Consider the following 23,876-nt stretch of genomic DNA (forward strand, 5'->3'; position numbering starts at 1 on the left):
CCGGTGCGCCGCGTCCAGACCAGACGAGGTTGCGTCCTACTTCGTGTCGCGGAACACCGGCTCGCGTTTCTCCCGACGGGCCAGCGTCGCCTCCTCGAAGTTGTCGGTCATCAACCGGATCATCAGCTGGCCGAGGCCCTCCTGGTTCATGTGCTGCGCCAGCGACGACGCGTCCAGACTCGACCACAGCGTCCGTTTGGTCAGCTCGACACCCGGCCGGGAGAACCCGGCGATGCGTTCGGCGAGGGTGAAGGACTCGTCCAGCAGGTCCTCCGGCGCGGTCAGCCTGGAGACGAGGCCGATGCGGTCCGCCTCGGCGGCGTCGACGTCGCGGCCGGACAGCATGATCTCGAATGCCCGGGACGAGCCGATCGCGCGGGGCAGGAGATAGCTCAGGCCCAGCTCGCTGGCCGTCAGGCCGTTGTTGATGCCGGCGGCGCGGAAATAGGCCTCGGTGGACGCGATGCGGATGTCCGCGGCCAGTGACAGGCAGAAACCGCCACCGATTGCGGCACCGTTCACCGCGGCGATCATCGGCTGATGCATGCGGCGGATCGCGAGCACCACGTCGTCGAGGATCTCCATCGCCCGCAACGCGACCGACGGCCGCGTGAGGCCGTCGATGTGTGGGGGAGAGCCCGCCGATGCCTGGTCCGCGCCGGAACAGAAGCCCCGCCCGGCACCGGTGAGCACGACCGCGCGCACCGAGTTGTCGTTGCTGATCGACTCCAGGGATTCCTTGAGTGGAACCATCACGTCGAACGCCATCGCGTTCATTCGCTCCGGACGGTTCAGCGTGACCAGCGCGACCTGCTCGCGTGGCCGCTCGACGAGGACGAAGCTCACCTGGCACTCCTGCTGGGTACGGGGCAATCGGTTCGCCGACCCTACGTCGAACAGTCCTCGCCAATGGTGCGGTTGCCGGAAACTCGCAGTTCCGCAGGCCGGTGGTCCTGTCCGGTGGTGGTCAGATCTGCTGATGTCAGGTGCGCCGCCGTCGCCCATCTCGTTTGTCCTCTGTGCCCAGCGCCGCCGATGCTCGCGCAGTTCTGCGTCGCGGCGGGCGCGGTGGCGCGCCAGCGCGGCGGCGAGGATGTCGTCGAGGTGGTGCCGCTGATTCACCCGGGGTGTGCGGGTGGGGTCGATGTGCGGTGGTGGGATCCATTCGGTGCGGCCGGCGCGGCCGGTGGTTTCTGCCGCGGTGCGGGTCTGCCAACCACCGGGCCCGTCGTGCACGAAGGCATGGCAGTGATCACATGCCAGATCCAAGCCCTCGATGTCGGTGCGGCCACCCCTGTTCCATTCGGTCAGGTGATGTACTGCCGTCATCGAAGCGGGTGAGTCGCAGCCGGGTCGGGTGCAACCACGGGACGCAGCGATCAGCGCCAACCGCTGGTCCGCGGATGCCAGCCTCTTCGCCCGGCCCAGATGCAGCGGCCGGCCATGGTGGTCGAAGAGCGTGAGCACTGGGTGTGCGTGTTCGGCCATGCGCAGCGCATCGCGGATCGGGACGAGTCCACCGGTGGCGGTGGTGGCCACCCCGGATGCCTCTTCGACCTGCCGCACGGACATCGTCAGGATCGTGGTGACGGGCAGTCCCCGATGACTACCCAACACCCCGGACGAGAGCAGGTGCCGTAGCGCGACTTTCAGTGCGTCGTGGTTGCGTTGCACGGCGGTCCGGGTGTCTCGGGCGGCGGCTTTCGCCAGCGCCGTTCGGTCGAGGGTGTCGGATTCGATGTCGCCGCAGGGTGATTCGGGGTCGTCGGGGTTGTTCATGCCGGGGCGGGCGAGTTTCGCGAGGACCGGATCGAGCAACGCCTTCGTTTCCGGATCCAACAGCCCCGAGATCGGTGTCATGAGATCGGTTCCCTGTTTCCCGATGCGCAGGCCGCGGCGGCGTCGGCGGTCCTTCTCATCGGGACTGTCACCGTCGGGCTTCAGGTGCGCGAGCAGGTGCACGCCGACCTTTGTGACGTCTTCGGGTGGCATGGTTCGGGCGGCGTCGGACAAGATCTTTTCCGCCACGGCGATCTCGTCGGCGCCTGTGCCGTGGGGGATCTTGCGCATGGTTTTCGCGATCGCCGCGACGTGATCGGGCCCCACGTCGCCGTCATGAACAGCGCGGGCGGTCACCGGCAGGACCGGATCCTGATCGTCGCCGCCCAGGGTGTGCCATGTCCCAACTTTGTTCGCGCCCTTGACCCGTCGGGCGGCGTCCGCGCCGGAGATCCGCAGGGTCTGGGTGAGGAATTCGTTCACCGATCGGCAGTGCAGATTCCCGGGAATGGACCGCTCCACCGCTTCGACGATCAGCCGGTGCCCGACTGCGGACGCCTTCCGTAGCGATACTTCCATCCGCTGCAGCGTGTCGATGACCTCGTTGTCGGTGAGTCCGGTCACCGGGTCGGCGAGCAGGCCGTCGATGGCGGCGGCGAGCGCTGTCAGGTGTTCGTCCATCTGCTCGTCACCCCCCCCGTGACTCGAACTGATGTTCTAATCATCGTGGATGGTGGCGTCGTTTGCCAGAACCTTTATGCAGGTCGGTGACGCGGCTGTGGCAACGCTGTGGGCCGACCGCAGCCACGCCCTGTCGTCCCGCTGTTGCGGGTCAGGTCGTGGTTGGGGGCACCGAATCGACCGGCCTTCCTCCTGTCCGTGTGCCGCGGGGTAGGTCGTGACGTCAGTTGTCGAAGGATGTCGAGACGTGGCGCGTGAGCGCAGTCGCTTCTGGCTCTGTGGCTCAGGTCTACGTCAACGCGGAGTGAACGAGCGATCGGCGTGTGGCGCGCCGTGAACGTGTCCGTGGCTTGCGGGCGGTGCTGCTTGACGCCGGAGCGACTTGGGTCGCGGTGGCGTCCCAGCGGATCTCGGCCTCGAACAGATCCGGATGAGCTGTGGGTCAGAGACGGAAACTCCTCGTCGGCATTGCGGCTTGCGACGTCCCAGAGGAGAAGGTCGCCGTTCTCGCTCCAGCCGAAGACTTCGAGTCGTTCGGCGAGGTCCCAGCTACCGTCGGGCTCGATCATCCAGTCGAATTCCTCCTCTTCGCCGTCGCGGAAGACCGTGTGGAAGTGCTCGGTGAGGTTCGCTGCACGGGCCCGCCCATCTGCGAAACCGGGTTGCACGGGCGGGTAGATGAGCCACGGGCCGAACGTGCGGGCCCAGCCGCAGGAGCGAACAAACTCGCGGTAGCTCTGGGGGTACCCGCCGCCGTCCGGGAAACGGAACGAATCGAGTGCCTCGAAGTCGACATGCTCGAACGAGGGGGATTCGGGCGCGGGGACACTCATGACTCGATTATGGGTTGCCGGAGTCACGCCCCTGGAGCCGGATGGAGTGAAGGCGGCGACCGTCGGTCCCACACCACGAACACGACGCGTTCGTGTCCGGACACTGCAGAGATCCGGCAGTAACTCTCGCCCGACATCGGACGCCGGTCGACCGTAGGCATCGCAGGTAGAGTCCAGGATCGCCTCGAACCGCGCTGGTTGAACCAGCGTTTCGCTGATCTTCGCTGCAGGTCGACATCAGGCGAAGTGGCGGAGGAGGAAGCTGCTGAGGCGTTGGGTGGGGGGTGCTTCGGCTGTGGCACCCCAGGCGAGGGTGACGTCTCTGCGGTATCGGGAGCCGGTCAGTGGCAGCTCCGTCAGTCCCTGAGGTATTCGTTCGTCGTGTGGGAGTAGTGCGATTCCGAGGCCGCGGTTGATCAGTTCTCGGATGGTGGCGAACTCGGTGACTTCGAACGCGATGTCTGGTACGAATCCTTGTTCGTGGCACCAGCTCTCGGTGAGCTGCCGGAGGTTGTAACTTGGCGGGTTGGCGATGAAGGTCTCGTTCTTCAGATCCGCGAGTTGGACGTGTCGCGCCGTCGCGAGCCGATGATTGTCGGGCACCACCACCTGGATCTGCTGGGTGCCGATGCGTACGTGGTTGAGTCGCTCGGGTGCGGGGATGACGATCGCCAGGTCGAGTTCGCCCGCGAGGAGATCCGCGCTGAGTGCTGAGCCGTGTGCTTGTTTGAGAAGCACTGTGATGCCGGGGTGGTGATGGCGGAACGCGGCAAGTAGGTCGGGAATGCGGCCGGATCCCATCGTCAGGGGAAACCCGAACCGGACGGTCCCGTGGTCGGGATCGGCTTGTCCGGTCACTTCGTCGATCGCCAGATCCAGTTGGCGTAGCGGCTCGCGTACCTGCCGTGCCAGGCGTTCGGCTGAGTCGGTGAGGCGGACGGCCCGGCCGTCGTGGATGAGCAGGGGGACCCGCAGCTCCTCTTCCAGAGCGTGGATCCGCCGACTCATCGATGACTGAGGCACACCGAGGGCTGCTGCGGCCTGGGTCATGTGACCGTTGTGCGCGGCCAGTTCAACGAGTGCCCGCAGCTGTGGAGCCAGCCGAATTGTCCACTGATCCATATTCGGATTGTAATACCGCATTCATTCATTGGACGGAACGACCTTGCCGGGCGAATCCTGAGAGCACTGATCCTCTACCTCGGGAGCGTGCGTCAGATGGGCAAATCGTCGAACACCGTGCCGGGCTCGTGCGACGAGCCCGATGCCGATGTCATCCTGATCGGCGGCGGAATCATGTCCGCGACCCTGGGATCGATGCTCGCGATTCTCGAGCCCGGATGGCGGATTGTATTGCTGGACAGGGCGGCCGGGTTGGCCACCGAGAGCAGCGGTCCGTGGAACAACGCAGGCACCGGACACAGCGGGTTCTGCGAACTGAACTACATGCCCGATCCGGCAGATGGACGCAAGGCATCGACGATCGCGGAGCAGTTTCACCTCAGTCGCCGATGGTGGGCCCACCTCGCGACCAAGGGTCTATTGGTCCCGGACACCTTCATCCACACCACGCCGCACATGGATGTCGTCTTCGGGCGACATGACATCGACTACCTTCGGCGACGGTTCGAGACGTTGACGAGCGATCCGCTGTTCGACGGGCTGGAGTACAGCGAAGACCCCGCCAGCATCAGCGAGTGGGCGCCTCTGATGGCAGAAGGGCGGACTCGTGACGAGCCGATGGCAGCCACCCGCCATCCCGGCGGTACCGATGTCGACTTCGGCGCTCTGACAGAGGGATTGATCCGTATCGTCACCGACGCCGGTGGGCAGGTACTGCTCGGGCACGAGGTGCGCGCGCTGCGCCGGTCACCGGACGGGTCATGGGTTGTCGGTGGGAACGCAAGTAGTGGCAGGTTCGAGCTGCGTGGGCGACGGGTGTTCGTGGGAGCAGGCGGAATGGCGCTGCGTCTGCTGCAGCGCGCTCGCCTTCCCGAAGTACGCGGGTACGCAGTGCTGCCGGTCGGGGCCGCCTTCTTCCGCTGCTCGGAACCGGACGTCGTCGCCCGCCATGAGGCGAAGGTATACGGCCAGGCGGCGATCGGAGCGCCGCCGATGTCCGTGCCTCACCTCGACAGGCGGTTCATCGAGGGAACCGAGCACTTGATATTCGGCCCCTACGCGACCTTCAGCACCAAGCTGCTCAAGGCCGGCCGACCGACCGACTTCTTCGCCACGCTGCGATGGCACAACCTCCACGTCATCGCGGCAGCGCTCATCCAGAACCTGTCGCTGGTGCGCTACCTGATCGGCGAACTCGCTGCGAGACCTCGAAGGAAGTTCGCCAAGCTGCAGCGCTTCTACCCGAAAGCGGACATCCGCCAGTGGGACCTGGTTCCCGCCGGGCAGCGCGCGCAACTGGTCACGCCGGACCGTCGCCGCATCGGCGTGATTCAACAGGGAACCGAACTCGTTGTGGGAGGAGGCGGGACCATCGCGGGCCTTCTCGGCGCCTCACCCGGGGCGTCGACGGCAGTGCCGATCATGCTCGAACTGCTCCAGCGGTGCTTCCCGGACCGGTGGCAAACCTCCTGGAGCGGCCTCATGGATGAGGCGATACCGGGGCACTCCGCAACCGCGAACCGGGATACCGCCACCTGGAAAGAGTCGGTCGATTCAACCTCTCTCGCACTTGATCTCGAGACGAGGAACGGCGACCGATGAGGAATGCCGCTGAGCTACCGCGTCAACGAGCCGGATGTGCGGTAGAGGTCGGGGCGCCCGCCCACTCCGACCGAGAAACCGTCTCGACCCGCCTGCGCGGTGAACGTCGGCAGCGTCGTGTACAGGCTCGACAGCGACCGCCCGGCGCGCATGACGGTCCGGTCGGGTCGGACGACGGCGGCGGTCACGTGGCCCCGTGCCAGCCAGTGGGCGAGGTCCGATCCGGCCGGTGCCCGCAACACGACCGCTCCGCGACGCTCGATCTCGTAACGCTGGCCGTCGGTGGGCTCGATCGACGTCACCACCACGAACCGATCGGGTGCGGCGTCGTCGAGGCGTCGACCGTCGGTTCCGAGAACCGGGTTCGGACAGAGGGTTCCGGCCAGTCCGCGGCGGAGTCCGCCCCGATGGACGAGGGCTGATGGCCGCAGTGCCGGGGTGACACCGTCGGTGATCTTCGCACCCAAGGTCGGGATCCTCGCGGTCAGAGGGGCAAGTCGTCGACGCACGGAGTCGCCGAACTCGCCGCCTTCGGTCATCGCCCATCCCATGGCCACGGCGAGTCGAATCATGGAGGTCGCGTGAGGTTTTCGCTCCTGCTGGTAGGTACCTAGGCAGGTGGGGGACAGGGTGTCGGCGAGGACGCCGGCGAGCTTCCAGGTGAGGTTTGCGGCATCGCGCAGTCCGGCGCCCATCCCCTGGCCGATGAACGGCGGAGTCAGGTGGGCCGCGTCACCGAGCAGGAACACCCGCCGGTCGCGCCACCTGTCGGCGACCTGGGCGCGGAAGGTGTATTCAGCGACCCGAACGAGTTCGAGTTCGGTCGCGTCCACCCCACCGGTCCACGGTGCGATCAGCGACCGCAGGCGGTCGAGGGTCGAATAGTCCTCTGCGCTTTCGCCTGGGAGCAAGCGGAACTCCCACCGGTATCGCAGTTCGCCGATTCTCATGTACGTCGCCGCCCGGACCGGGTCGCAGACCTGGTGCACGCCTTCCCAATGGCCGAGGTCGCTGTCGGTCGCGATGTCGACGACGAGCCAACGCTGCTCGAATCCCAGGTCCTCCATCCGGGAACCGATGGACGACCGCACGATGCTGTTCGCGCCGTCGCACCCGAGAACGTAGTCGGCGTGGACGAATTCGCGCACACCGCCGGCACGATCGGTGAACTCGACGCGGACACCGCGGCGAGTGTGCACGACGTCGGCGACCTCGACATTGCCACGGAGCGTGATGTTCTCGTGGCGGTCGAGTCCCGAGCGCAGCAGCCGCTCGAACTCCGGTTGGTCGAACATGTTGGCCTGCGAAAAGCCATGTGCACCGGTGGCAGCGCTGCGCCGGAACTCCGCCAACACGGCCCGGTCCCGATCGACCAGACGCAGACCCAGCCCGGGACGGGAGATGCGGGCGAACTCCTCGGCGAGGCCGAGGCGGGCGACGATCCGGTACACCTCGTCGTCGAGGTGCACCGCGCGCGGCTGCGGATAGACGTCTTCCCAGCGGTCGAGCACCAGGCACTCGACTCCGTGCCGGGCCAACAGCGTCGCCGCCGTCAGCCCGGCCGGGCCGGCACCGACGATGACCACGGGATACGTCGAGGCTGTCACGACGCCACCACGGACACGAGAGCGACCACGCAGGTCAGGGCCGCGGCACCCACGACGATCGCGGGAGCCATCTCCTTTGCGCCGTCGCCGGCGCGGGCGTGGGCGATCAGCGCGCCCGCGAGCAGCAGTACGAATCCCGCTGACGCGGCCAGACCCACCGCAGGCACGGCCAAGCCGACGAGAAGCCCTACCGCACCGGTCAATTCGACGACACCGAGCCTGCGGTAGGAGTCGACACCGAAGCCGACGTGGGCAGCACGTTCACGCATCGGTGGGACGGCGGCGACCTTCGCGGACCCGAGTACCGCGAACACCACGGCGATCAGGACGGACAGGACCGGCGCGAGAAGTTTCATGCCGTTCACGGTCGTTCCTCGATTCGCCAGGAGACCGGGTACCCGTCGAGTACCGCCTTCACCGCGGCCGGATCCGTGTCGGGTGCCACGGTGACGGCGACGACGACCGCACCGTCCTCGATGACGCTCTGCACGTCCTCGACGCCGGCAATGTCCCGGAGGGCGAGTGCGGCGACGCGGCGCGCGGCATCGGCACGCAGGGCCGGCTTGTACGGTTTGCCCACGTCGGTCACGGGGAGGGCATCCGTCACGGTCACCGACTTCGGGGCGGCAGCCGCTTCGGTGACCCGCTCGGCGGCCCAGGTGAGCAGTTCCCTCTCGCTCACGTCGCCGCCGGGCACCAGGGTGACGTAGGCGACCGGGATCTCGCCGGAGTGTGGGTCCGGAGACGCCACCGCGGCCGCGCCCGTGACGGCCGGATGGTCCAGAAGTGCGTCCTCAATCACCGCCGGGTCGATGTTGTGGCCGCCGCGAATGATCAGGTCCTTCGCCCGGCCGGTCAGGTGCACGAAACCGTCGGAATCGACGCGTCCGAGGTCGCCGGTGTCGAGCCACCCGTCGACGAGGGCGCCCAACCCGTCCAGCACGAACCCGGAGGTGTCCAGGTCGACGACGTAGCCGGCGAAGACGGTGGGACCGCTGATGGCGATGGTGCCGGCCTCGCCGGACGGAAGGTCGGTCCAGCGGCCGCGGTCGTCGATCCGGACCGCCTTGAACTTCTGGTACGGCATCCGCTGTCCGACCGACCCGTGCCGCGGTGCATCGGAGAAGCTGCGAGCGCTGGCGCACGTCGCCTCGGTGAGCCCGTAGCCCTCGAGCAGCGGGACGCCGGTGCGTGATTCGAATCCCGCCCGCACGGCGGCGGGCAGCATCGACGCCCCCACCATGCACGCGCGCAGGCTGGAGATGTCCGCGTCGACGGGGCAGTGGGAGAGCACGGCGTACACGGTCGGCACCGCGCTCATCGTGGCGATCCGATAGTGCTCGACGATCTTCCAGAAGGCGCCGTACACGGCGGGATCGCGGTAACCGGCAGGCCCGGCCCACACCACGGCCTGCCCGCGCAGCAGCGGTGCCAGGACGGTAACGACGAGGGCGTTGACGTGGAACAGTGGCAGGCCGGCGAAGATCTTCGAATCCTCGTCGAGCACCGAGTTCGCCGCAATCATCCACGCATTGGCGACCTCGTTGGCGTGGGTGTGTGCGGCCAGTTTCGGGGTGCCGGTGGTGCCCCCGGTGTGGAACAGCGCGGCCAGGTCGGCCGAGGCGGGCACGGTGCCGGCGAACCGGGTGTGGTCGAATCCCGCCGCAGCGTCCGCGAGGTGAGCGACCCGCACGCCGTCGATCGGGGGTAACTCCGCGGTCTCGGCCACGCCGGTGGGGCGAAGGACCAACAGGGTATCGACGGCGCCGGTTGCGGCAATCTCGCGTGCCGTCGCCCATGCCGTGGCGTCGAGTTCGGGGCCGGCGCAGATCAGCAGGCGCGCACCCGACCGGCGTAGCAGTTCCCGGATGTGACCGGGGGACAGGCCAGGATTGATCGGTGCTGCGATACCCGCCAGTTGGGACGCCAGCGTCGCGGTGATCAGCTCGTCGCAGTTCGGCGACAGCAGGGCGACGGCATCGCCGCGCCCAACCCCGGTGTTGTGCAGCAGATTCGCCGTCCGATGGACGTCGGCGAGCAGCTCGGCGTGCGTGCGCTCCGCGGGTTCACGCCACCGGGTCGCGTCCGGCAGGCAGATCAGGGCCGGGCGCTGCGGCCACAGCTTCGCGGCGCGAGCCAGTAGGTGGTAGGTCGATGCCGGCAGTTCGCGATCCGCGAGCGGGACCTCCTCGATGGCGGCGAGGTCGCCGGGATGCGCGTAGGTCGGCCACAGGAGGGCGTCGCTCATCGGGCGTACCTCACTCGCGTCCGCTGGGTTCCGAGGTCCAGCTTGCCGTCCTCGGTGGCGATCGCCAGCTCGAGGATGTCACCGTCCTTCAGGTACTTGGGGTTCTTCGCCTGGGTCTTGAAGAAGCTCTTCCATTTCACCGCAGGCGGCAGCAGCGAACCGATGATCTCGATGGGCTTCGGGGGTGCCGTCAGCGCGGTGCCGCCGGGTGTTCCGGTCAACACCAGGTCGCCTGCGTCGAGTCGCTGGAATCGCGTCAGCGTTTGCAGGGCCTGCACGGGCCGGTAGATCATGTCCGCGCCGACCATCATGTCCTGGCGGACCTCACCGTTCACTCGCGTCGTCAGGCGCAATTCGGTGAAGCACGAGAAGTCGCCCTCCTCCAGCAGGACCAGCACCGGCCCCGTGGGGGTGAAGGTCGGGTACGACTTGGCCTCGTAGAACTGGGTTTTCGGCAGCTGAATGTCGCGGGCGGAGATGTCGTTGGTGATCACCAGTCCGGCCACGAAGTCGGCGACGTTGGTGTCGTCGATGGTGGTGCCCACGGGAATTGGCGCACCGACTACGAGCCCGATCTCGACCTCGTAGTCGAGGAGGCGGACGTGCTCGGGTTTGACCACGTCGGCGAAGGGACCACTGATCGATCCGGACGCCTTTCGGAAGAAGGTCAGCGGAACGGTCGCGGGGTTCATCCCCGAATCCTTCACGTGGGACGCGTAGTTGGTCATCTGCGCCACCACTCGGCACGGTGCGGTGATCGGTGAGAGCAACTCCAGGGTCTCGACGGGGACGGACTTTTCAGCGGTCGCGGCGGCCTCGATCGCGGCGCGGTCGCGCAGGAGTTCGGCGGTGGTGGTGGCCGCGGTGTCGATCTCGGCGGCGCCGTCGGGGGTTTGCACCCACCAGCTGTCGGCGGTGCGGAGGACGGAAATGCTCATGTCGAGGCAACTTTCAGTAGGCCGCGGAGGCGTTGGACATCGAATTCGTTGTCCTCGCGGAGCGAGGAGATCATCGCGCGGAGTTCGACCAGGGACTCCCGCCCGGGGGCGATGCCGAGGAAGTCCTTCGTGGCCGGTGGCCCCCACTGGGCGAGCCCCGTGGCGCTCATGGGCGCCCACCCGGGCTCGAGGGTGCTGTCGAACAGGTCGCCGTCGCTGAAGTGCTCGACCAGGAACCCGTCCGGGTCGCGCCAGTAGTCGAAGATCTGGCTTCCCTGGATGTGCCGGCCGATTCCCCACGAGCGCCGGTAGCCGTGGTCGAGCAGGTACTGGCCGCCCGCGGCGACCGCGTCGAGGTCGCAGACCTGGTAGGCGGAATGCACGTAGCGGTTCGAGGGCCCGAGGGTCAGGGCGAGTGTGTGGTGGTCGGTGGCGACGGTGCCGCGATCGCAGCGGATGAAGCTCATCACCGGCCCGCGTTCGCGCTGGCCGGGGTAGTAGAGGAAGTCGCTGACGATCAGCCCGAGGTGCTGCAGGTACCAGTTCAGCGTCTCCAGGTACCGGGTGCTCTGTAGGACGACATGGCCGAGGCGCTCCACCCGCGCGGGCTCGCGTGGCGGTCGCTGGGTGCTGTTGGTGCGCAGGGCCCGATGTCCGACGTTGAGCACCTGCGGTCCTTGGCCGGGCAGTTCCTGCAGCGAGCGCATTCCCGCGACCACGCGGACCACTGTGCCGCTCGGATCGGTGAGATCGACGGCCACCCCGCCCACGCTCTCGGGTAACGGCCGGACGGTATGGCCGGTCGCCTCCGCCAGGCGCCCGACGTCGGCGGCGTCGTCGGCGGCGAACGCTGCGCCCACGAAGGACGACCGAGCGCCCCTGCGAATGATCACGCAGGGCGCCCCCGCGTCGGTGCCGCGCAGGTGCAGTTCCTCGGCGGTGCGGACGGTTGTCGCGAACCCGAAGGCGCGGGCGAAGGCCTCCGCGGCGACCAGGTCGGGCTTCTCGAATTCCAGCCAGGCCAGGTCGCGGACCTTGACGACCGGATTCGCTGCTCGACCGGGGTGTTCGCCGCGGAGGGCTCCCCGGTCGCTGTGTACGTCGGTGTGGGTGCCGGAACGGTCACTCATCTGTGCTCCTCCTCACATGATGACGATATCGTCACTTACGACTAATTCGTCAGTCAAGAGGTTCTGACGAAATCGTCAGAATTGAACGCGAATGCTAGGTTGGGCTGGGTTCCGCCACAGCAGATGGAGACGCGTCATGGCCGACGGCAGCGACGAGAAGACGAGCCGTCTCGAGCGGCGCAAGGCGCGCACCCGCGCCGCGCTGATCCGGGCCGCTCAAACCTTCATTGCCGAGGGCACGCCGAACGTCCCCGTGCTCGAGATCACCCAGGCCGCCGACGTGGGGATGGGATCGTTCTACAACCACTTCGAGAGTAAGGAGCAGCTCTTCCAGGCGGCCGTCGACGACGCGTTCGAAGCGCACGGCGACCTGCTCGACCGGCTGACCGGGGACATCGAGGACCCGGCCGAGGTGTTCGCGCAGGCATTCCGGCTGACCGGGCGACTGCACCGGATCCAGCCCGAACTCTGCCGGGTCCTACTGGCCAACGGGTCGGCGCTGATCACGTCCGACCACGGTCTGGCGCCGCGCGCCCTGCGCGACATCGAGGCGGCAACCGCCGCAGGGCGTTTCACGGTCCGCGACCCGCAAGTTGCCCTGGCCCTCGCGGCGGGCGCGGCGATCGGTCTCGGGCAGCTCCTGCACGATCAGCCCGACCGCGACGACGCCGAAGCGACAGACCAGATGACCGAGGACGTCCTGTGCGCGTTCGGGCTGCCCGCGGAGGAAGCCCACCGCATCTGTCGGCGGCCGCTTCCCGACGTCGCCGCCGTCGCCGGGTCGGCCGCCTGACGCCTACGGACGGCGTTCCCGTCAGGCCGGGGTCGGCGCCTGCCCTCTGCGCCGCCGTGCGTTGAGCACCGACAGCCCGGCGATGACCAGGGTCAGGATCGCAGTGGAGATGAGCTGCTTGCGGGCGTCGGCGTCGGTGAGCATCAGCACGATCAGCCCGCCGAGGGCGGCGAGGGTGAGCCAGCTCAGGTAGGGGAAGCGCCACATCTTGACGGTCAGCCTGCCCTCGGCCTCCAGGCGGCGACGCAGCCGCAGTTGCGCGACGACGATGAAGATCCACACCACCAGCAGCGCGGAGCCGACGGCGTTGAGCAGGATCTCGAGCAGCGAGTCGGGCAGCAGCCAGTTCAGCAGAACCGACACGAACCCGAAGAACACCGACACCAGGACCGCGTTCGTCGGCACTCCGGTGGGGGACAGTTTCGACAGCGCGGCCGGGCCGTCACCGTCGCGGGAGAGGGCGAACGCCATCCGGGAGGTGCCGTAGACGTTGGCGTTGAACGCCGACAGCAGCGCCACCACGACGACGAGTTCCATGAACCCCGCGACATACGGGATGTGCGCCTGGTCGAGCACCGCCACGAACGGGCCGCTCTCCAGTTGCTCCGAGTTCCACGGCAGCACCAGCACCATGATCGCGATCGAGCCGAGGTAGAAGACGCTGATCCGCCACACCACGCTGCGCACCGCGGACGCGATGGATCGTTCCGGGTTCGTCGACTCGGCGGCGGCGATGGTGACGATCTCGATGCCGCCGAACGCGAACGCAACCACCAGCAGTCCCGCGGCGACGCCGGCGAAACCGTTCGGCATGAAGCCGCCCTCGTGGAACAGGTTCGTGGTGCCGACCGGGTCGGTGTCGGGCAGCAGCCCGAACACCAGCAGCACGCCGATCACCAGGAACGCGACGATCACGGTGACCTTCAGTGCGGCGAACCAGAACTCGAACTCGCCGAAGTTGCGGACCTTCGACAGGTTCACCACCGCGAAGAAGGTCACGAACACCAGCGCCACCACCCATTGCGGGATGCCGGGTAGCCAGCTGTTGACGATCGCGGAGGCGCCGGTGATCTCGGCGCCGAGCACCATGATCAGCATGAACCAGTACAGCCACCCGAGGGTGAAGCCGGCCCACTCGCCGATGCCGATCCGGGCGTAGTGGCTGAACGAGCCCGATGCCGGGATCGCGGCACCCATCTCACCGAGCATCCGCATCACCGCGATGACGATGATGCCCGCGATGACGTACGAGATCAGGACCGCCGGCCCGGCCTTGGCGATGCCGACGCCGGTGCCGAGAAACAGCCCCGCTCCGATCGCGGACCCGAGGCCCATCATCGTCAGATGACGGACCTTCAGGCCGTGGCCGAGGTGGGAGGTGTCCCCCAATCCGGTTGTGGTCGGAGTGGGCTGTTCCTCGGAGTACTTCATGAATCCAGTCGTTCGGGTCTAGGTCGTACGGATGTCGGACGTACGGGTTTGAGGCCTACGGGTGTCAGTCGTTCGCGTGCAGTGCCGCGTTCAGTTCGATGCCGCTGCCCGACTTCGCGACCACCTCGACACCACCGGTGACCGAGTTGCGGCGGAACAGCAGGTTGGATCGACCGCTGAGGTCCTTGGCCTTGACGACGGTGCCGTCCGGGCCGGTGACCTTGGTACCGGCCGTGACGTAGAGGCCTGCTTCGACGACGCAGTCGTCGCCGAGCGAGATGCCCAGGCCGGAGTTCGCGCCGAGCAGGCAGCGCTTGCCGACGGAGATGACCTCCTTGCCGCCACCGGACAGGGTGCCCATGATCGAGGCGCCGCCACCGACGTCCGAGCCGTCGTCCACGACCACGCCGCCGGAGATGCGGCCCTCGACCATCGAGTTGCCGAGGGTGCCGGCGTTGAAGTTCACGAAGCCCTCGTGCATCACGGTGGTGCCGGACGCCAGGTGGGCGCCGAGGCGGACCCGGTCCGCGTCCGCGATGCGAACGCCGGACGGGACGACGTAGTCGACCATGCGCGGGAACTTGTCGACGCCGTACACGGTGACCGCGCCGCGGGCGCGCAGCTTGGCGCGGACCAGTTCGAAGCCGTCGACGGCGCACGGACCGAAGTTGGTCCACACGACGTTGGCGAGCAGGCCGAACACGCCGTCGAGGTTCAGGCCGTGCGGCTGCACGAGTCGGTGCGAAATCAGATGCAGGCGAAGGTAGGCGTCGTGTGCGTCGACGGGGGCGGCGGACAGATCGGCGATCGAGGTGCGGACGGCGACCTGCTTGACGCCGCGACCGGCGTCCTCGCCGGTCAGCGCGGCCAGCTCGGCCGGGACGTCGGCCCCGTCGAGGACGACGGTGCCGGTCTCGGCGGCCTCGCCGAGCGCGGGCTCCGGGTACCAGGTGTCGAGGACGACCCCACCCGTGGTCACGTTTGCGATACCGACTGCGGTAGCTCCCTGAATGCTCACGGGCACCCAGGCTACCGGCCGGGCAGCTGAACCAGCACAGCCGCCTACCTCGTGTAACGCTGTAAAGGACCCGACCGAGGGAAGGCGTGGCCATGCGAGGAACCAGGATCCGACTCGTCGTCGCCGCTGCAGCGCTGGCCGCGGTCGCGGGAACCGTCTCGGCGCCGGCAGTGTCAGCCGCTCCCGCCTGCCCGGACAGCCGGTCGCCGGTGCTCGTCGGCAGTGTGCCGGGCGCGGTCCTCGAGGGGGCGGCCGTCGACGGAGCCGGTCGCCTGTACGTCACCGACCTGGTCTCGGGTCGGGTGTTCCGTCTCGACGCGCCCGGCGCCCCCGCGGTGCCGATCGCGACCGTCCCCAGCGGCGGCGCGGGGGCGCTTGCCTGGGCGCGGGACGGCTCCCTGCTCGTCGGATACGGCGCCGACGCGCGGGTGCTGACCGGGGACGCCACCCGCTCGGCGGGCATCGTGGCCGTCGACGTGAACACCGGCGCGATGCGTCCGTTCGCGTCCGGACTCAGCGCCGCGAACGGGATGGCCGTCGCCCGGGACGGGACGGTCTACGCCACCAACGACTTCGGCTCACTGGTCGGCCGAGTGCTGCCGAACGGGGTGGTGCAACCGGACTGGGCGGTGCTGCCCAGCGCCAACGGCGCCGCGCTCAGCGCCGACGACCGGTACCTGTACGTGTCGCGGACCTTCAGCAATCCGGGGGTGAGCCGGATCCCGACCGCGAACCCCGCCGCCCCGGAGTCGGTGGTCACGTTCACGGGCGGGGACGCCTTCGCCGCACCGGACGGACTGGTGCTCGACCCGCAGGGCCGCCCGGTCGTCCCGACCGACGTCTCCGGTCAGATCCTGCGCGTCGACGGTCCCGACCGGTTCTGCGTCCTCGCCTCCGGGCTGCCGCTGTCCAGCGTCGTGACCTACGGCAACGGCGACGCCGGCTTCTCGGCCGGGCGGCTGTTCCGCGCAGGCTTCGACGGCGCGATCTATGCGGTGTAGGCGCTTCGCGTCGTGAGTCCTTTTGGTCCACCGGCGGGCCGAAAGGACTCACGGGCGGCGCGGCCGCCTAGGCTGGGCGGGTGACTGCGCTGCCGTATCTGGACCTGCACGCCGACCCGATCGATCTGACCGCCGCGCTCGTGGACATTCCGAGCGTGTCGAAGGACGAGGCACTGATCGCGGACGCCGTCGAGTTGGCGCTGCGGGAGCAGACCATCGGCTTCGAGGTGACACGCAGCGGCAATGCGGTCCTGGCCCGCACCAACCTCGGGTTGCCGAGCCGGGTGATGCTCGCCGGGCATCTCGACACCGTCCCGATCGCCGACAACGTGCCGAGCCGTCGGGAGCGGGACTCCGCGGAGGGCGACGTGCTGCACGGGTGCGGCACCGTCGACATGAAGTCGGGGGACGCGGTCTTCCTGCACCTGGCCGCGACCATCGAGGACCTCGCGCACGACCTGACCCTGGTCTTCTACGACTGCGAGGAGATCGCCGCCACGTACAACGGCCTCGGCCGGATCGAACGGGAGCTGCCGGACTGGCTGCAGGCCGACGTGGCGGTGCTCGGTGAGCCGTCCGGCGGCTTCATCGAGGCCGGCTGCCAGGGCACGCTGCGGGTGCGGCTGACCACCTCCGGGGTGCGCGCACATTCGGCCCGATCGTGGCTGGGCGACAACGCGATCCACAAGTTCGCCCCGCTGCTGCAGCGGCTGTCCGACTACCAGCCGCGGTCGGTGGACATCGACGGCTGCGTCTACCGCGAGGGACTGTCCGCTGTCCGCATCGCCGGTGGAGTGGCAGGCAACGTGGTGCCCGATGCCGCCGAGATGGACGTGAACTTCCGCTTCGCGCCCGACCGCAGCGTCGCGCAGGCCGTCGACCACGTGCGAGAGGTGGTCGACGGGTTGGGGCTCGGGTTCGAGGTGACGGACAGTTCGGCGGGGGCGCTGCCGGGACTGTCGGCGCCTGCCGCTGCCGAGCTGATCACCGCGGCGGGGGGCCGGTTCCGGGCCAAGTACGGCTGGACCGACGTGTCCCGCTTCGCGGCGCTCGGCATCCCGGCGGTGAACTACGGCCCCGGCGACCCGAACCTCGCGCACAAGCGGGACGAGCGGGTGCCGGTGAAGCAGATCACCGACGTGACCGCGGTACTACGGGGTTACCTGAGCAACTAGCACCTCGCGGGTCGCGGCGACGAGACGGTCCAACCAGGGGCCGGTGCCCGCCGCGCGGCGCAGCGGCTCGTTCGGCAACTCGATGCTGATCGGCAGATCGGCAGGCAGCGTCGCCCAGATGTCCGCGAGCGCGATGCCACCGGTGCCGGGGACGAGGCGTTCCTCGCGGGCGTGCCGGATCAGTTCCGCGTCGTCGGTGGGCGACGGCACGGAGCCGTCGCACATCTGCGCGTAGTGCAGCCACTCGCGCGGAATGGCTGCCAAATCGTCGAGGGTGGTTGCCGACCGGGCGACGTGCAGCGCGTCGACGAGCACGCTGCGTCCCGGTCCGTCGGCCTGCGAGACGATCTCCACGGCCGCCCTGGCGTTCGGCACCGCCGTCCACGGCATGAACTCGAGGCTCGCGACGATCCCGTACCGCCCGCACAGCTCGGCGAGCAGGGCGTACGAGTCGGTCAGCCGTGCGCGGTCGGGGTCGTCGCCGCCGACCAGGACGGCCTTCGCGCCGAGTCGCGCGCCGGCCTCCAGCAGGGGGACGTGGTGCGCGGGGTCGAAATCCGCACCGATCCGGATGATTTCGAGATCGAACACGTCGACCGGTGAGTCGGCCAGTCGGCGGAGCAGGGCGTCGAGCGCGGCCGGGTCCTCGTGCAGTGGGTACGCCGTGGTGCCGGGTGCGGCCGGCAGCAGCCGGATGCCGATGGTGTCGAAGCCGTGCCGCTCGGCGAGGTCCACCTGCTCGAGTGGTGCCGTGTCGAGGACGGTCAGGGCGGCCAGACCCAGCTTGGCGGTCACTTGTTGTCTCCTGTGGTGGTGGCGAGCGCCCGGCCGGTGAGAAAGCCGAAGGTCATCGCGGGGCCGAGGTTGATGCCGCCGGACGGGTAGTGACCGCCCATCACCGACGACTGGTCGACACCGACCGCGTACAGGCCGCTGATCGGCTGGTTGGCCCGGTCGAGGACGCGGGACCGCGCGTCGGTGACGAGTCCGGCGAAGGTCCCGAAGCTGCCGGGCAGCACCTTGACCGCGTAATACGGTCCCTTCTCCAGCGGCGCGAGCGACGGGTTCGGCCACGGGTTGTCGTAGTCGCCTGACCCCTTCGTGAACGGTGTTGTGCCGCGCTCGAACTCGGGGTCGACGCCAAGGCGGGCGCCCTCATTGAACGCGGTCACGGTCTTCTCCAGTCCGTCCGCGTCGACGCCGATCTTCTCCGCCAGCTCGCGGAGCGACTCGCCGCGGGTGAGATAGCCGGACTGCACGTACGGGAACAGCGGGATCGGGAGCGGCTTGGCGAAGCCGAGCGGGAGATAGCGCATGTACCGGGAGTCGGCGATCAGCCAGGAGCACACCTCCTGGCCCTCCGGCACCCCCTGGATCATCGCGAGCGTGTAGTCGTGGTAGCCGAGAGCCTCGTTGACGAAGCGGCGACCGTCCGCGAGAACACCGATCGCGCCCGGCTTGCCGCGGTCGAGGATGTGCGGAAAGACGCCCTGCTTTCCGTTGCGGTACTTCACGATCGACACTGGACAGTAGGCGACCGGGGAGGCGACGCCGTCGTCGAGGCGCCCACCGACCGACTCGCCGAGGGAGATGCCGTCGCCGGTGGTGGTGGACGGGGTGAGTGTCCAGTGCTCGCGGCCGGTGGGGGTGCGCGGGAACAGCTCACGAACCCGATCGATGTCGTGCGTGAAGCCACCGGTCGCGAGCACCACACCCCGGTGGGCCGAGACGGCGTAGGCGCCGTCCGGGCCGTCGAGCCGGATCCCGGTCACTGCACCGGAGACGTCGGTGGTCAATGCTGTGGCTGCGGTGTTCACCCTGATCTCGACACCCGCGTCGAGGGCCGAGCGCAGCAGCCGACCGACCAGGGCGGTGCCGTTGACGAGCTGCTGTCCGCGCCGCTTGGTGGCCAGGTCGATCATGTGCCGGGTCACGCGGACACCGCAGTGCACGAAGGCCTTCGCAGACCGGGTGGAGTGCAGGAACGCCTGCAGGTCCGGTCCGGCCATGATGCCCATGCCGAGGAACGAGGTCTCGTACAACTGGCGGCGCAGCAGCTTCGCCACGTCCGGGCCCAACTTGCGCAGGCTCGCCGGTTTCGGGCCGACCGAGCGGTGCCCGGTGCCTGCGCCGGGAGTGTCGCCGTGGATGTCGGCGATCTTCACGCCCGGTGTGAACTGCAGCGCGGTCTTCTTCTCGAAGAACTCCACCATCTCCGGTGCGCCGTCGAGCAGGGCGTCGACCTTCGCGGGGTCGAAGTTGTCGCCGAGTCGGTTCTCGAGGTAGGTGCGGGGCAGGGAGCGGTCCTCGTGGACTCCGTCGGCATGGGCGAACATGTTGCGCGGAGTCCACATCCAGCCACCGGACCACGCGGTCGCGCCGCCGCACACGTCGGCTTTCTCGACCACCAGGACCGAGGCGCCGCCGTGGGCTGCCGCGATCGCGGTGGACAGGCCGCCCGCGCCGGAACCTACGACGACGACGTCGTAGGTGGGGGTGGTGGGTGCGTCGGGGTTCATCGGTTCACTTTCGTTGTGACTGGTATGGATGCCGCCTGAAGGTCCACGACTCGTCCGGTGCGGGAGGACTCGTAGATGCCCGCGACGATCGCGAGGGATGCGCGGGCGTCGCGTCCTGTGACAGCGGGTTCGCGTCCGGCGAGGACGGCATCGGCGAAGTCCTGCACCTGGAGTGTGTGGAAGTCGGTCAGGCCCGTGTTGACGTCCGCGACGTCGAGGTTCGCGTGGATGTCGGGGGAGTACGGCGAGCCGAGGGCGAGTTCGCCCGGGGCGGTCCAGATCTCGTTGACACCCTCGCGGCCCTCCGGAAACTCGAGGACGCTGGCGATCGCTCCGGAGGCGCCTACGACGGTGACACGGTTGCCGAGGTTGTGGTTCGCGCCGGTGGTGGCGGTGATCGTGGCGGTCGCGCCGGAGGCGAACGCCACGACTGCCGAGGCGCTGTCCTCGGTTTCGATGTGCTCGCTGTGGGTGTGGGTGCGGATGAACCCGCTGACCTGGGTTGCCTCGCCGAGGAACCACTGCAGCATGTCGATCTGGTGCACGGCCTGGGTCATCAGCACGCCGCCGCCGTCGGTGTCCCAGCGACCGCGCCACGCGTCGGCCGAGTAGTACTCCGACGAGCGGTGCAGGATCACCGACACCTCGCCGAGGGTCGGTGTGCCGAGGCTGCCGTCATCGATCGCCGCCTTGATCCGGCGGGCGGCCGGCCAGAATCGGCGCTGGAACAGCACCCCGAACGTGATGCCGGCACGGTCGGCGGCCTCGATCATTCGGTCGGCCGCCGCGACGTCCACCGCGATCGGCTTCTCGCACAGCACATGTACGCGGGCCGCGGCCACGGCAAGCACGACCTCCTCGTGCACCGGATGCGGTGTGCAGACGGTGCAGGCGTCGAGTCCGAGTGCGATCAGGTCGTCGACGGTGCGTACCGCGTTCGCGATTCCGTACTCGGCGGCGAAGGCGCGGGCCCGGTCGAGGTCGAGGTCCGAGCAGCCGACCACGTCGACGCCGGGTACCTGCTCCAGGGCGCGTGCGTGGTTGCCTGCGATCTTGCCGCAGCCGACGATGCCGACCCGAAGTGTGGTGACGCCCATCAGAAGTGCTCCTCCGTCTCGACGTCCCGGACCGCGGACTCTCCGCGGTCCAGCCCGTTCAGCGCGGCCAGATCGGAGGCGCTGAGAGTGGCGCGATGCGCCGCCAGGTTCTCGGCCTGCCGAGCGGGATTCGCGGACCGGACAACCGGAACCACACCCTGTGCGAGGTGCCAGGCGAGCACCACCTGGGCCGGCGTTGCGCCGATGCGTTCCGCGATGTCGACCACGACGGGGGAACCGAGCACGTCGCCGCGACCGAGTGGACTCCACGACTGGGTGAACACCCCGAGCGCCTCGTTCGCTTTCCGGACCGGGATCCGGGCGAGCGACGGGTCCATCTGGATCTGGTTGACGGCCGGTGCTTCCCCGGTGTCGGCGACCACTCGTTCGAGGTGGTGGCCGAGGAAGTTGGAGACGCCGAGGTACCGGACCAGGCCCGCGTCCCGGCACGCCAGCATCGCCTCGAAGGTCGCGGAGTAGCGGTCGATCCGCGGTAGCGGCCAGTGGATCAGGTACAGGTCGAGCCGGTCGAGTTTCAGGTTCTCCAGGCTCCGCTCCAGCGCGCCGCGGACGTCGCCCGACACCTGGTCGTTGCCCCGGATCTTCGTGGTGACGAACAGATCGTCGCGCGGCAGGCCGGACTCGGCGAGCGCGACGCCGACGGCGTCCTCGTTTCCGTAGATCGATGCGGTGTCGATCAGCCGGTAGCCGGCCTCGATGCCGCTGAGCACCGACCGGGTGGCGTCGGCGCCGGTGAGCGGCCAGGTGCCGAGACCGATCGGGGGCATGGCCTGCCGCATCCCGGACTCGCGGATCATGCGTGGGCTTCCTCTCGGGATGCCGCCGCTGCGGCGGTGATCGCCTTCGCGGCGGCGGCCGCGGTGACGACCGCCGCGTGGATGGAGCCGCCGTCGCCGCTGGCGTCACCGACGGTGTGGACGCCGAGTCGCGGTGCGAGCGAACGCAGGTCGGCGAGCAGGTCCACACGCGGCTCGACGCCCTGTGAGACGAGCAGTTCGCCCGGCGCGGGCACCTCCCGTTCGACGCCGTTGGTGGAGATCACCAGGGTGTCCGCCGTGATCTGCTTGACGATCGACGACAGGTGGGTGGTCAGGTTCTCGCTGGCCGCGAGCCGGGGCAGCAGCACGATCTTGCCGCGGCGGCCGACGTCGTGAGCGATGGTTTCCTGCGGGCCGACCATGACGACCTTCGTGCCGAGCTGCAGCAGGTCGTCGGCGACTGCAGCGGCCTCGCGGTCCGCGCCGAAGAACGTGATCGCCTCCGGCGCAGGGTCACCCGACCGCAGGAACTCGCGGACGTCACGGATCCGGCGGCTGTCGGACCCCGGGGCGTCGAGGGCGGGGCCGCGGCCGCCGGTCGCCAGCACGATCGCGTCGAAGTCGCTGTCGGCCAAGGTCGCGGCCTGGACGCGGATTCCGGTGTGCGTGGTCACGCCCAGGTCGGTGAGCTCGTCGAGGTACCAGTCGACGATCCGGCCGTACTCGGGGTACTCGTGCAGTCTCGATGCCTGCGCGAAATCACCACCGAGGCTTTCTCTTTCGTCGTACAGATCGACCCGGTGCCCGACCGCGGAGAGCTCGCGCGCAGTAGCCATCCCGGACGGGCCGCCGCCGACGACCGCGACGCGGACCGGCACCTCGGCCGGGGCGGTCGGCTGCTGCGTCTCGCGTCCGACCCAAGGGTTGACCGAGCACGGGATCTCGCCTCCCGCGAGGCTGTCGATGCAGTAGTTGCAGGCGATGCAGGGGCGGTATCGGCCGCCGTCGATCGCGCGGTTCGGGAAGTCAGGGTCCGCGTGCAGCGTTCGCGCCATGGACACGAAGTCCGCCTGCCCCGACGCGATGATCCGGGCCGCGACGTCCGGCGAGCTGATCCGTCCGGCGACGCCGATCGGCAGGTCGAGGTCCCGCTTGTACGGCTCCGAGTAGGGCGCCAGCAGGCCGCGCTCCCATTCACCTGGTTGGATGATCCACTGCCCGGATTCGTAGTTGCCCGCCGAGACGTCGAGGAAGTCGAGCCGGTCGGTGTGGATCGCGTCGATGCGCGCCCGGGTGGTCTCCTGATCGAGGCCCCCCTCGACGGCCTCGAATGCCGAGAACCGCAGTCCCAGAACGATGTCCGGCGCATGTTCTTTCACCGAGGCGATCACCCGGTTCACGAACAGGGTCGGGTCGGCCCACTCGTCCTCACGCTTGTTGTAGGCGGGGGAGAGGAACTGGTGAATCAGGTAGCCGTGGCCGCCGTGCAGCGAGATCACGTCGACGCCCGCCTGCCTGCAGCGGGCCGCGGCCTCGCCGAAGCACTCGATGATGTGCTCGATGTCGTCGGGCTCGAGCTGTTCGGGCATCTCGCCGCCGACGACGTGACACGGGATCGGAGTCGGGGCGACCGGCACGAATCCGCTGACCGCGCCCTGTGCGGTGCGGCCGCCGTGGTTGAGCTCGACGCCGACCAGGGCGCCGTGGGCGTGCACCGCCTGTGCCATCCGTGCGATCCCGGGGATGCGTTCGTCGACGTCGACGCCCATCTGCCGGATACGGCCCTTGCCGTCCGCGCGGACGTAGCTCGCCTCGGTGAAGACGAGGGCCGCGCCACCGGCGGCGCGGCGCGCGAGGTAGTCGATGTACCGGTCCGTCATGGTGCCGTCGAACTCGCAGTAGTTGCGTTCCATCGGCGCCGACACGAAGCGGTTGCGCATCCGCAAACCACCCAGGTCGAGTGGCTCCGCGAAGGGCGGTGTGGAGGTCATCGTCGTCACTCCTGACAATCACGAAATCAAGAAGAGGCTGTGGTCGCGTCACGTCCGTCGACTGGAGCGACGGGGGCCACACGATCCACTTTGCATGGGCTTGGCGACAGAATCAACGCAAGATTATGCGTA

19 protein-coding genes and 1 pseudogene are annotated in these 23,876 nt (G+C 68.7%); 4 read left to right on the forward strand and 16 right to left on the reverse strand.

Annotated elements, in window-relative coordinates:
- Window positions 1–36: 36 nt before the first annotated feature.
- The 4 genes and pseudogenes from ACWDU4_RS06180 to ACWDU4_RS06195 all read right to left on the reverse strand — a co-directional run bounded on the left by ACWDU4_RS06180 (window position 37) and on the right by ACWDU4_RS06195 (window position 4,415).
- On the reverse strand, window positions 37–846 hold the full coding sequence (locus ACWDU4_RS06180) for an enoyl-CoA hydratase (protein WP_450113041.1): 810 nt from the start codon (window positions 844–846) through the stop codon (window positions 37–39).
- A gap of 444 nt (window positions 847–1,290) precedes the next feature.
- Window positions 1,291–2,460 (reverse strand): annotated as a pseudogene (locus tag ACWDU4_RS06185) (DUF222 domain-containing protein); the annotation flags it as partial.
- A 74-nt stretch (window positions 2,461–2,534) separates the two neighbouring features.
- The gene (locus tag ACWDU4_RS06190; RefSeq protein WP_450112981.1) at window positions 2,535–3,293 is read right to left on the reverse strand and encodes a hypothetical protein; all 759 of its coding nucleotides are present in this window, start codon (window positions 3,291–3,293) and stop codon (window positions 2,535–2,537) included.
- Window positions 3,294–3,530: 237 nt separating this feature from the next.
- Window positions 3,531–4,415 (reverse strand): LysR family transcriptional regulator, encoded by an 885-nt coding sequence (locus ACWDU4_RS06195; RefSeq protein ID WP_450112982.1) that lies wholly within the window; start codon window positions 4,413–4,415, stop codon window positions 3,531–3,533.
- Window positions 4,416–4,511: 96 nt separating this feature from the next.
- Between ACWDU4_RS06195 and mqo the strand changes: the two genes are divergently transcribed.
- Window positions 4,512–6,017, forward strand: a complete 1,506-nt coding sequence (gene mqo, locus ACWDU4_RS06200; RefSeq protein WP_450113042.1) for a malate dehydrogenase (quinone) — start codon at window positions 4,512–4,514, stop codon at window positions 6,015–6,017.
- Window positions 6,018–6,031: 14 nt separating this feature from the next.
- On the opposite strand, the gene mhpA is transcribed toward mqo, so the two are convergent.
- From mhpA to ACWDU4_RS06225, 5 genes are read right to left on the reverse strand one after another with little or no spacing between them, the layout of a single operon-like run.
- Complete coding sequence (gene mhpA / locus ACWDU4_RS06205; protein WP_450112983.1) at window positions 6,032–7,624, reverse strand: bifunctional 3-(3-hydroxy-phenyl)propionate/3-hydroxycinnamic acid hydroxylase MhpA; 1,593 nt, start codon at window positions 7,622–7,624, stop codon at window positions 6,032–6,034.
- A complete protein-coding gene (locus tag ACWDU4_RS06210; RefSeq protein WP_450112984.1) occupies window positions 7,621–7,980 on the reverse strand; it encodes a DoxX family protein in 360 nt (119 codons plus the stop codon). Before ACWDU4_RS06210 ends, mhpA begins: the two co-directional genes overlap by 4 nt.
- 5 nt (window positions 7,981–7,985) lie before the next feature.
- On the reverse strand, window positions 7,986–9,872 hold the full coding sequence (locus ACWDU4_RS06215; protein ID WP_450112985.1) for an acyl-CoA synthetase: 1,887 nt from the start codon (window positions 9,870–9,872) through the stop codon (window positions 7,986–7,988).
- Window positions 9,869–10,810, reverse strand: coding sequence for a fumarylacetoacetate hydrolase family protein (locus ACWDU4_RS06220; RefSeq protein WP_450112986.1), 942 nt, complete (start codon window positions 10,808–10,810; stop codon window positions 9,869–9,871). Before ACWDU4_RS06220 ends, ACWDU4_RS06215 begins: the two co-directional genes overlap by 4 nt.
- Complete coding sequence (locus ACWDU4_RS06225) at window positions 10,807–11,940, reverse strand: VOC family protein (protein WP_450112987.1); 1,134 nt, start codon at window positions 11,938–11,940, stop codon at window positions 10,807–10,809. The genes ACWDU4_RS06220 and ACWDU4_RS06225 overlap by 4 nt, the downstream gene beginning before the upstream one ends.
- Before the next feature lie 136 nt (window positions 11,941–12,076).
- On the opposite strand from ACWDU4_RS06225, the gene ACWDU4_RS06230 reads away from it, so the two are divergent.
- A complete protein-coding gene (locus ACWDU4_RS06230; RefSeq protein ID WP_450112988.1) occupies window positions 12,077–12,733 on the forward strand; it encodes a TetR/AcrR family transcriptional regulator in 657 nt (218 codons plus the stop codon).
- Window positions 12,734–12,754: 21 nt separating this feature from the next.
- Here ACWDU4_RS06230 and ACWDU4_RS06235 read toward each other — a convergent pair whose 3' ends face one another.
- Both ACWDU4_RS06235 and dapD read right to left on the reverse strand, forming a co-directional pair.
- On the reverse strand, window positions 12,755–14,164 hold the full coding sequence (locus tag ACWDU4_RS06235; RefSeq protein WP_450112989.1) for an amino acid permease: 1,410 nt from the start codon (window positions 14,162–14,164) through the stop codon (window positions 12,755–12,757).
- Between the two features lie 64 nt (window positions 14,165–14,228).
- Window positions 14,229–15,182 (reverse strand): 2,3,4,5-tetrahydropyridine-2,6-dicarboxylate N-succinyltransferase, encoded by a 954-nt coding sequence (dapD, locus tag ACWDU4_RS06240; RefSeq protein ID WP_450112990.1) that lies wholly within the window; start codon window positions 15,180–15,182, stop codon window positions 14,229–14,231.
- A gap of 92 nt (window positions 15,183–15,274) precedes the next feature.
- Between dapD and ACWDU4_RS06245 the strand changes: the two genes are divergently transcribed.
- Both ACWDU4_RS06245 and dapE read left to right on the forward strand, forming a co-directional pair.
- The gene (locus ACWDU4_RS06245; RefSeq protein WP_450112991.1) at window positions 15,275–16,183 is read left to right on the forward strand and encodes an SMP-30/gluconolactonase/LRE family protein; all 909 of its coding nucleotides are present in this window, start codon (window positions 15,275–15,277) and stop codon (window positions 16,181–16,183) included.
- A gap of 89 nt (window positions 16,184–16,272) precedes the next feature.
- Complete coding sequence (gene dapE, locus ACWDU4_RS06250; RefSeq protein ID WP_450113043.1) at window positions 16,273–17,358, forward strand: succinyl-diaminopimelate desuccinylase; 1,086 nt, start codon at window positions 16,273–16,275, stop codon at window positions 17,356–17,358.
- Here the strand turns inward: dapE and ACWDU4_RS06255 are convergent.
- From ACWDU4_RS06255 to ACWDU4_RS06275, 5 genes are read right to left on the reverse strand one after another with little or no spacing between them, the layout of a single operon-like run.
- Window positions 17,335–18,153 (reverse strand): sugar phosphate isomerase/epimerase family protein, encoded by an 819-nt coding sequence (locus ACWDU4_RS06255; RefSeq protein ID WP_450112992.1) that lies wholly within the window; start codon window positions 18,151–18,153, stop codon window positions 17,335–17,337. The two genes, dapE and ACWDU4_RS06255, sit on opposite strands and share 24 nt — an antisense overlap.
- A complete protein-coding gene (locus tag ACWDU4_RS06260) occupies window positions 18,150–19,877 on the reverse strand; it encodes an FAD-dependent oxidoreductase (RefSeq protein WP_450112993.1) in 1,728 nt (575 codons plus the stop codon). Before ACWDU4_RS06260 ends, ACWDU4_RS06255 begins: the two co-directional genes overlap by 4 nt.
- The gene (locus ACWDU4_RS06265; protein ID WP_450112994.1) at window positions 19,874–20,974 is read right to left on the reverse strand and encodes a Gfo/Idh/MocA family protein; all 1,101 of its coding nucleotides are present in this window, start codon (window positions 20,972–20,974) and stop codon (window positions 19,874–19,876) included. The genes ACWDU4_RS06260 and ACWDU4_RS06265 overlap by 4 nt, the downstream gene beginning before the upstream one ends.
- Entirely contained in the window at window positions 20,974–21,792 is an 819-nt protein-coding gene (locus ACWDU4_RS06270; protein ID WP_450112995.1) for an aldo/keto reductase, read from the reverse strand. The genes ACWDU4_RS06265 and ACWDU4_RS06270 overlap by 1 nt, the downstream gene beginning before the upstream one ends.
- On the reverse strand, window positions 21,789–23,744 hold the full coding sequence (locus ACWDU4_RS06275) for an oxidoreductase (protein ID WP_450112996.1): 1,956 nt from the start codon (window positions 23,742–23,744) through the stop codon (window positions 21,789–21,791). Before ACWDU4_RS06275 ends, ACWDU4_RS06270 begins: the two co-directional genes overlap by 4 nt.
- Window positions 23,745–23,876: the final 132 nt, after the last annotated feature.

It is taken from the genome of Rhodococcus sp. NPDC003348, from assembly GCF_053589375.1.

Excerpts from the sequence above, each read along its gene's own strand:
- ACWDU4_RS06230 (WP_450112988.1), top strand. The coding sequence starts at position 12,077 with ATGGCCGACGGCAGCGACGAGAAGACGAGCCGTCTCGAGCGGCGCAAG.
- ACWDU4_RS06195 (WP_450112982.1), bottom strand. The coding sequence starts at position 4,415 with ATGGATCAGTGGACAATTCGGCTGGCTCCACAGCTGCGGGCACTCGTT.
- ACWDU4_RS06260 (WP_450112993.1), bottom strand. The coding sequence starts at position 19,877 with ATGAACCCCGACGCACCCACCACCCCCACCTACGACGTCGTCGTCGTA.
- mqo (WP_450113042.1), top strand. The coding sequence starts at position 4,512 with ATGGGCAAATCGTCGAACACCGTGCCGGGCTCGTGCGACGAGCCCGAT.
- ACWDU4_RS06270 (WP_450112995.1), bottom strand. The coding sequence starts at position 21,792 with ATGATCCGCGAGTCCGGGATGCGGCAGGCCATGCCCCCGATCGGTCTC.
- ACWDU4_RS06210 (WP_450112984.1), bottom strand. The coding sequence starts at position 7,980 with ATGAAACTTCTCGCGCCGGTCCTGTCCGTCCTGATCGCCGTGGTGTTC.
- ACWDU4_RS06235 (WP_450112989.1), bottom strand. The coding sequence starts at position 14,164 with ATGAAGTACTCCGAGGAACAGCCCACTCCGACCACAACCGGATTGGGG.
- ACWDU4_RS06215 (WP_450112985.1), bottom strand. The coding sequence starts at position 9,872 with ATGAGCGACGCCCTCCTGTGGCCGACCTACGCGCATCCCGGCGACCTC.
- ACWDU4_RS06265 (WP_450112994.1), bottom strand. The coding sequence starts at position 20,974 with ATGGGCGTCACCACACTTCGGGTCGGCATCGTCGGCTGCGGCAAGATC.
- ACWDU4_RS06190 (WP_450112981.1), bottom strand. The coding sequence starts at position 3,293 with ATGAGTGTCCCCGCGCCCGAATCCCCCTCGTTCGAGCATGTCGACTTC.
- ACWDU4_RS06220 (WP_450112986.1), bottom strand. The coding sequence starts at position 10,810 with ATGAGCATTTCCGTCCTCCGCACCGCCGACAGCTGGTGGGTGCAAACC.
- ACWDU4_RS06275 (WP_450112996.1), bottom strand. The coding sequence starts at position 23,744 with ATGACCTCCACACCGCCCTTCGCGGAGCCACTCGACCTGGGTGGTTTG.
- ACWDU4_RS06225 (WP_450112987.1), bottom strand. The coding sequence starts at position 11,940 with ATGAGTGACCGTTCCGGCACCCACACCGACGTACACAGCGACCGGGGA.
- ACWDU4_RS06245 (WP_450112991.1), top strand. The coding sequence starts at position 15,275 with ATGCGAGGAACCAGGATCCGACTCGTCGTCGCCGCTGCAGCGCTGGCC.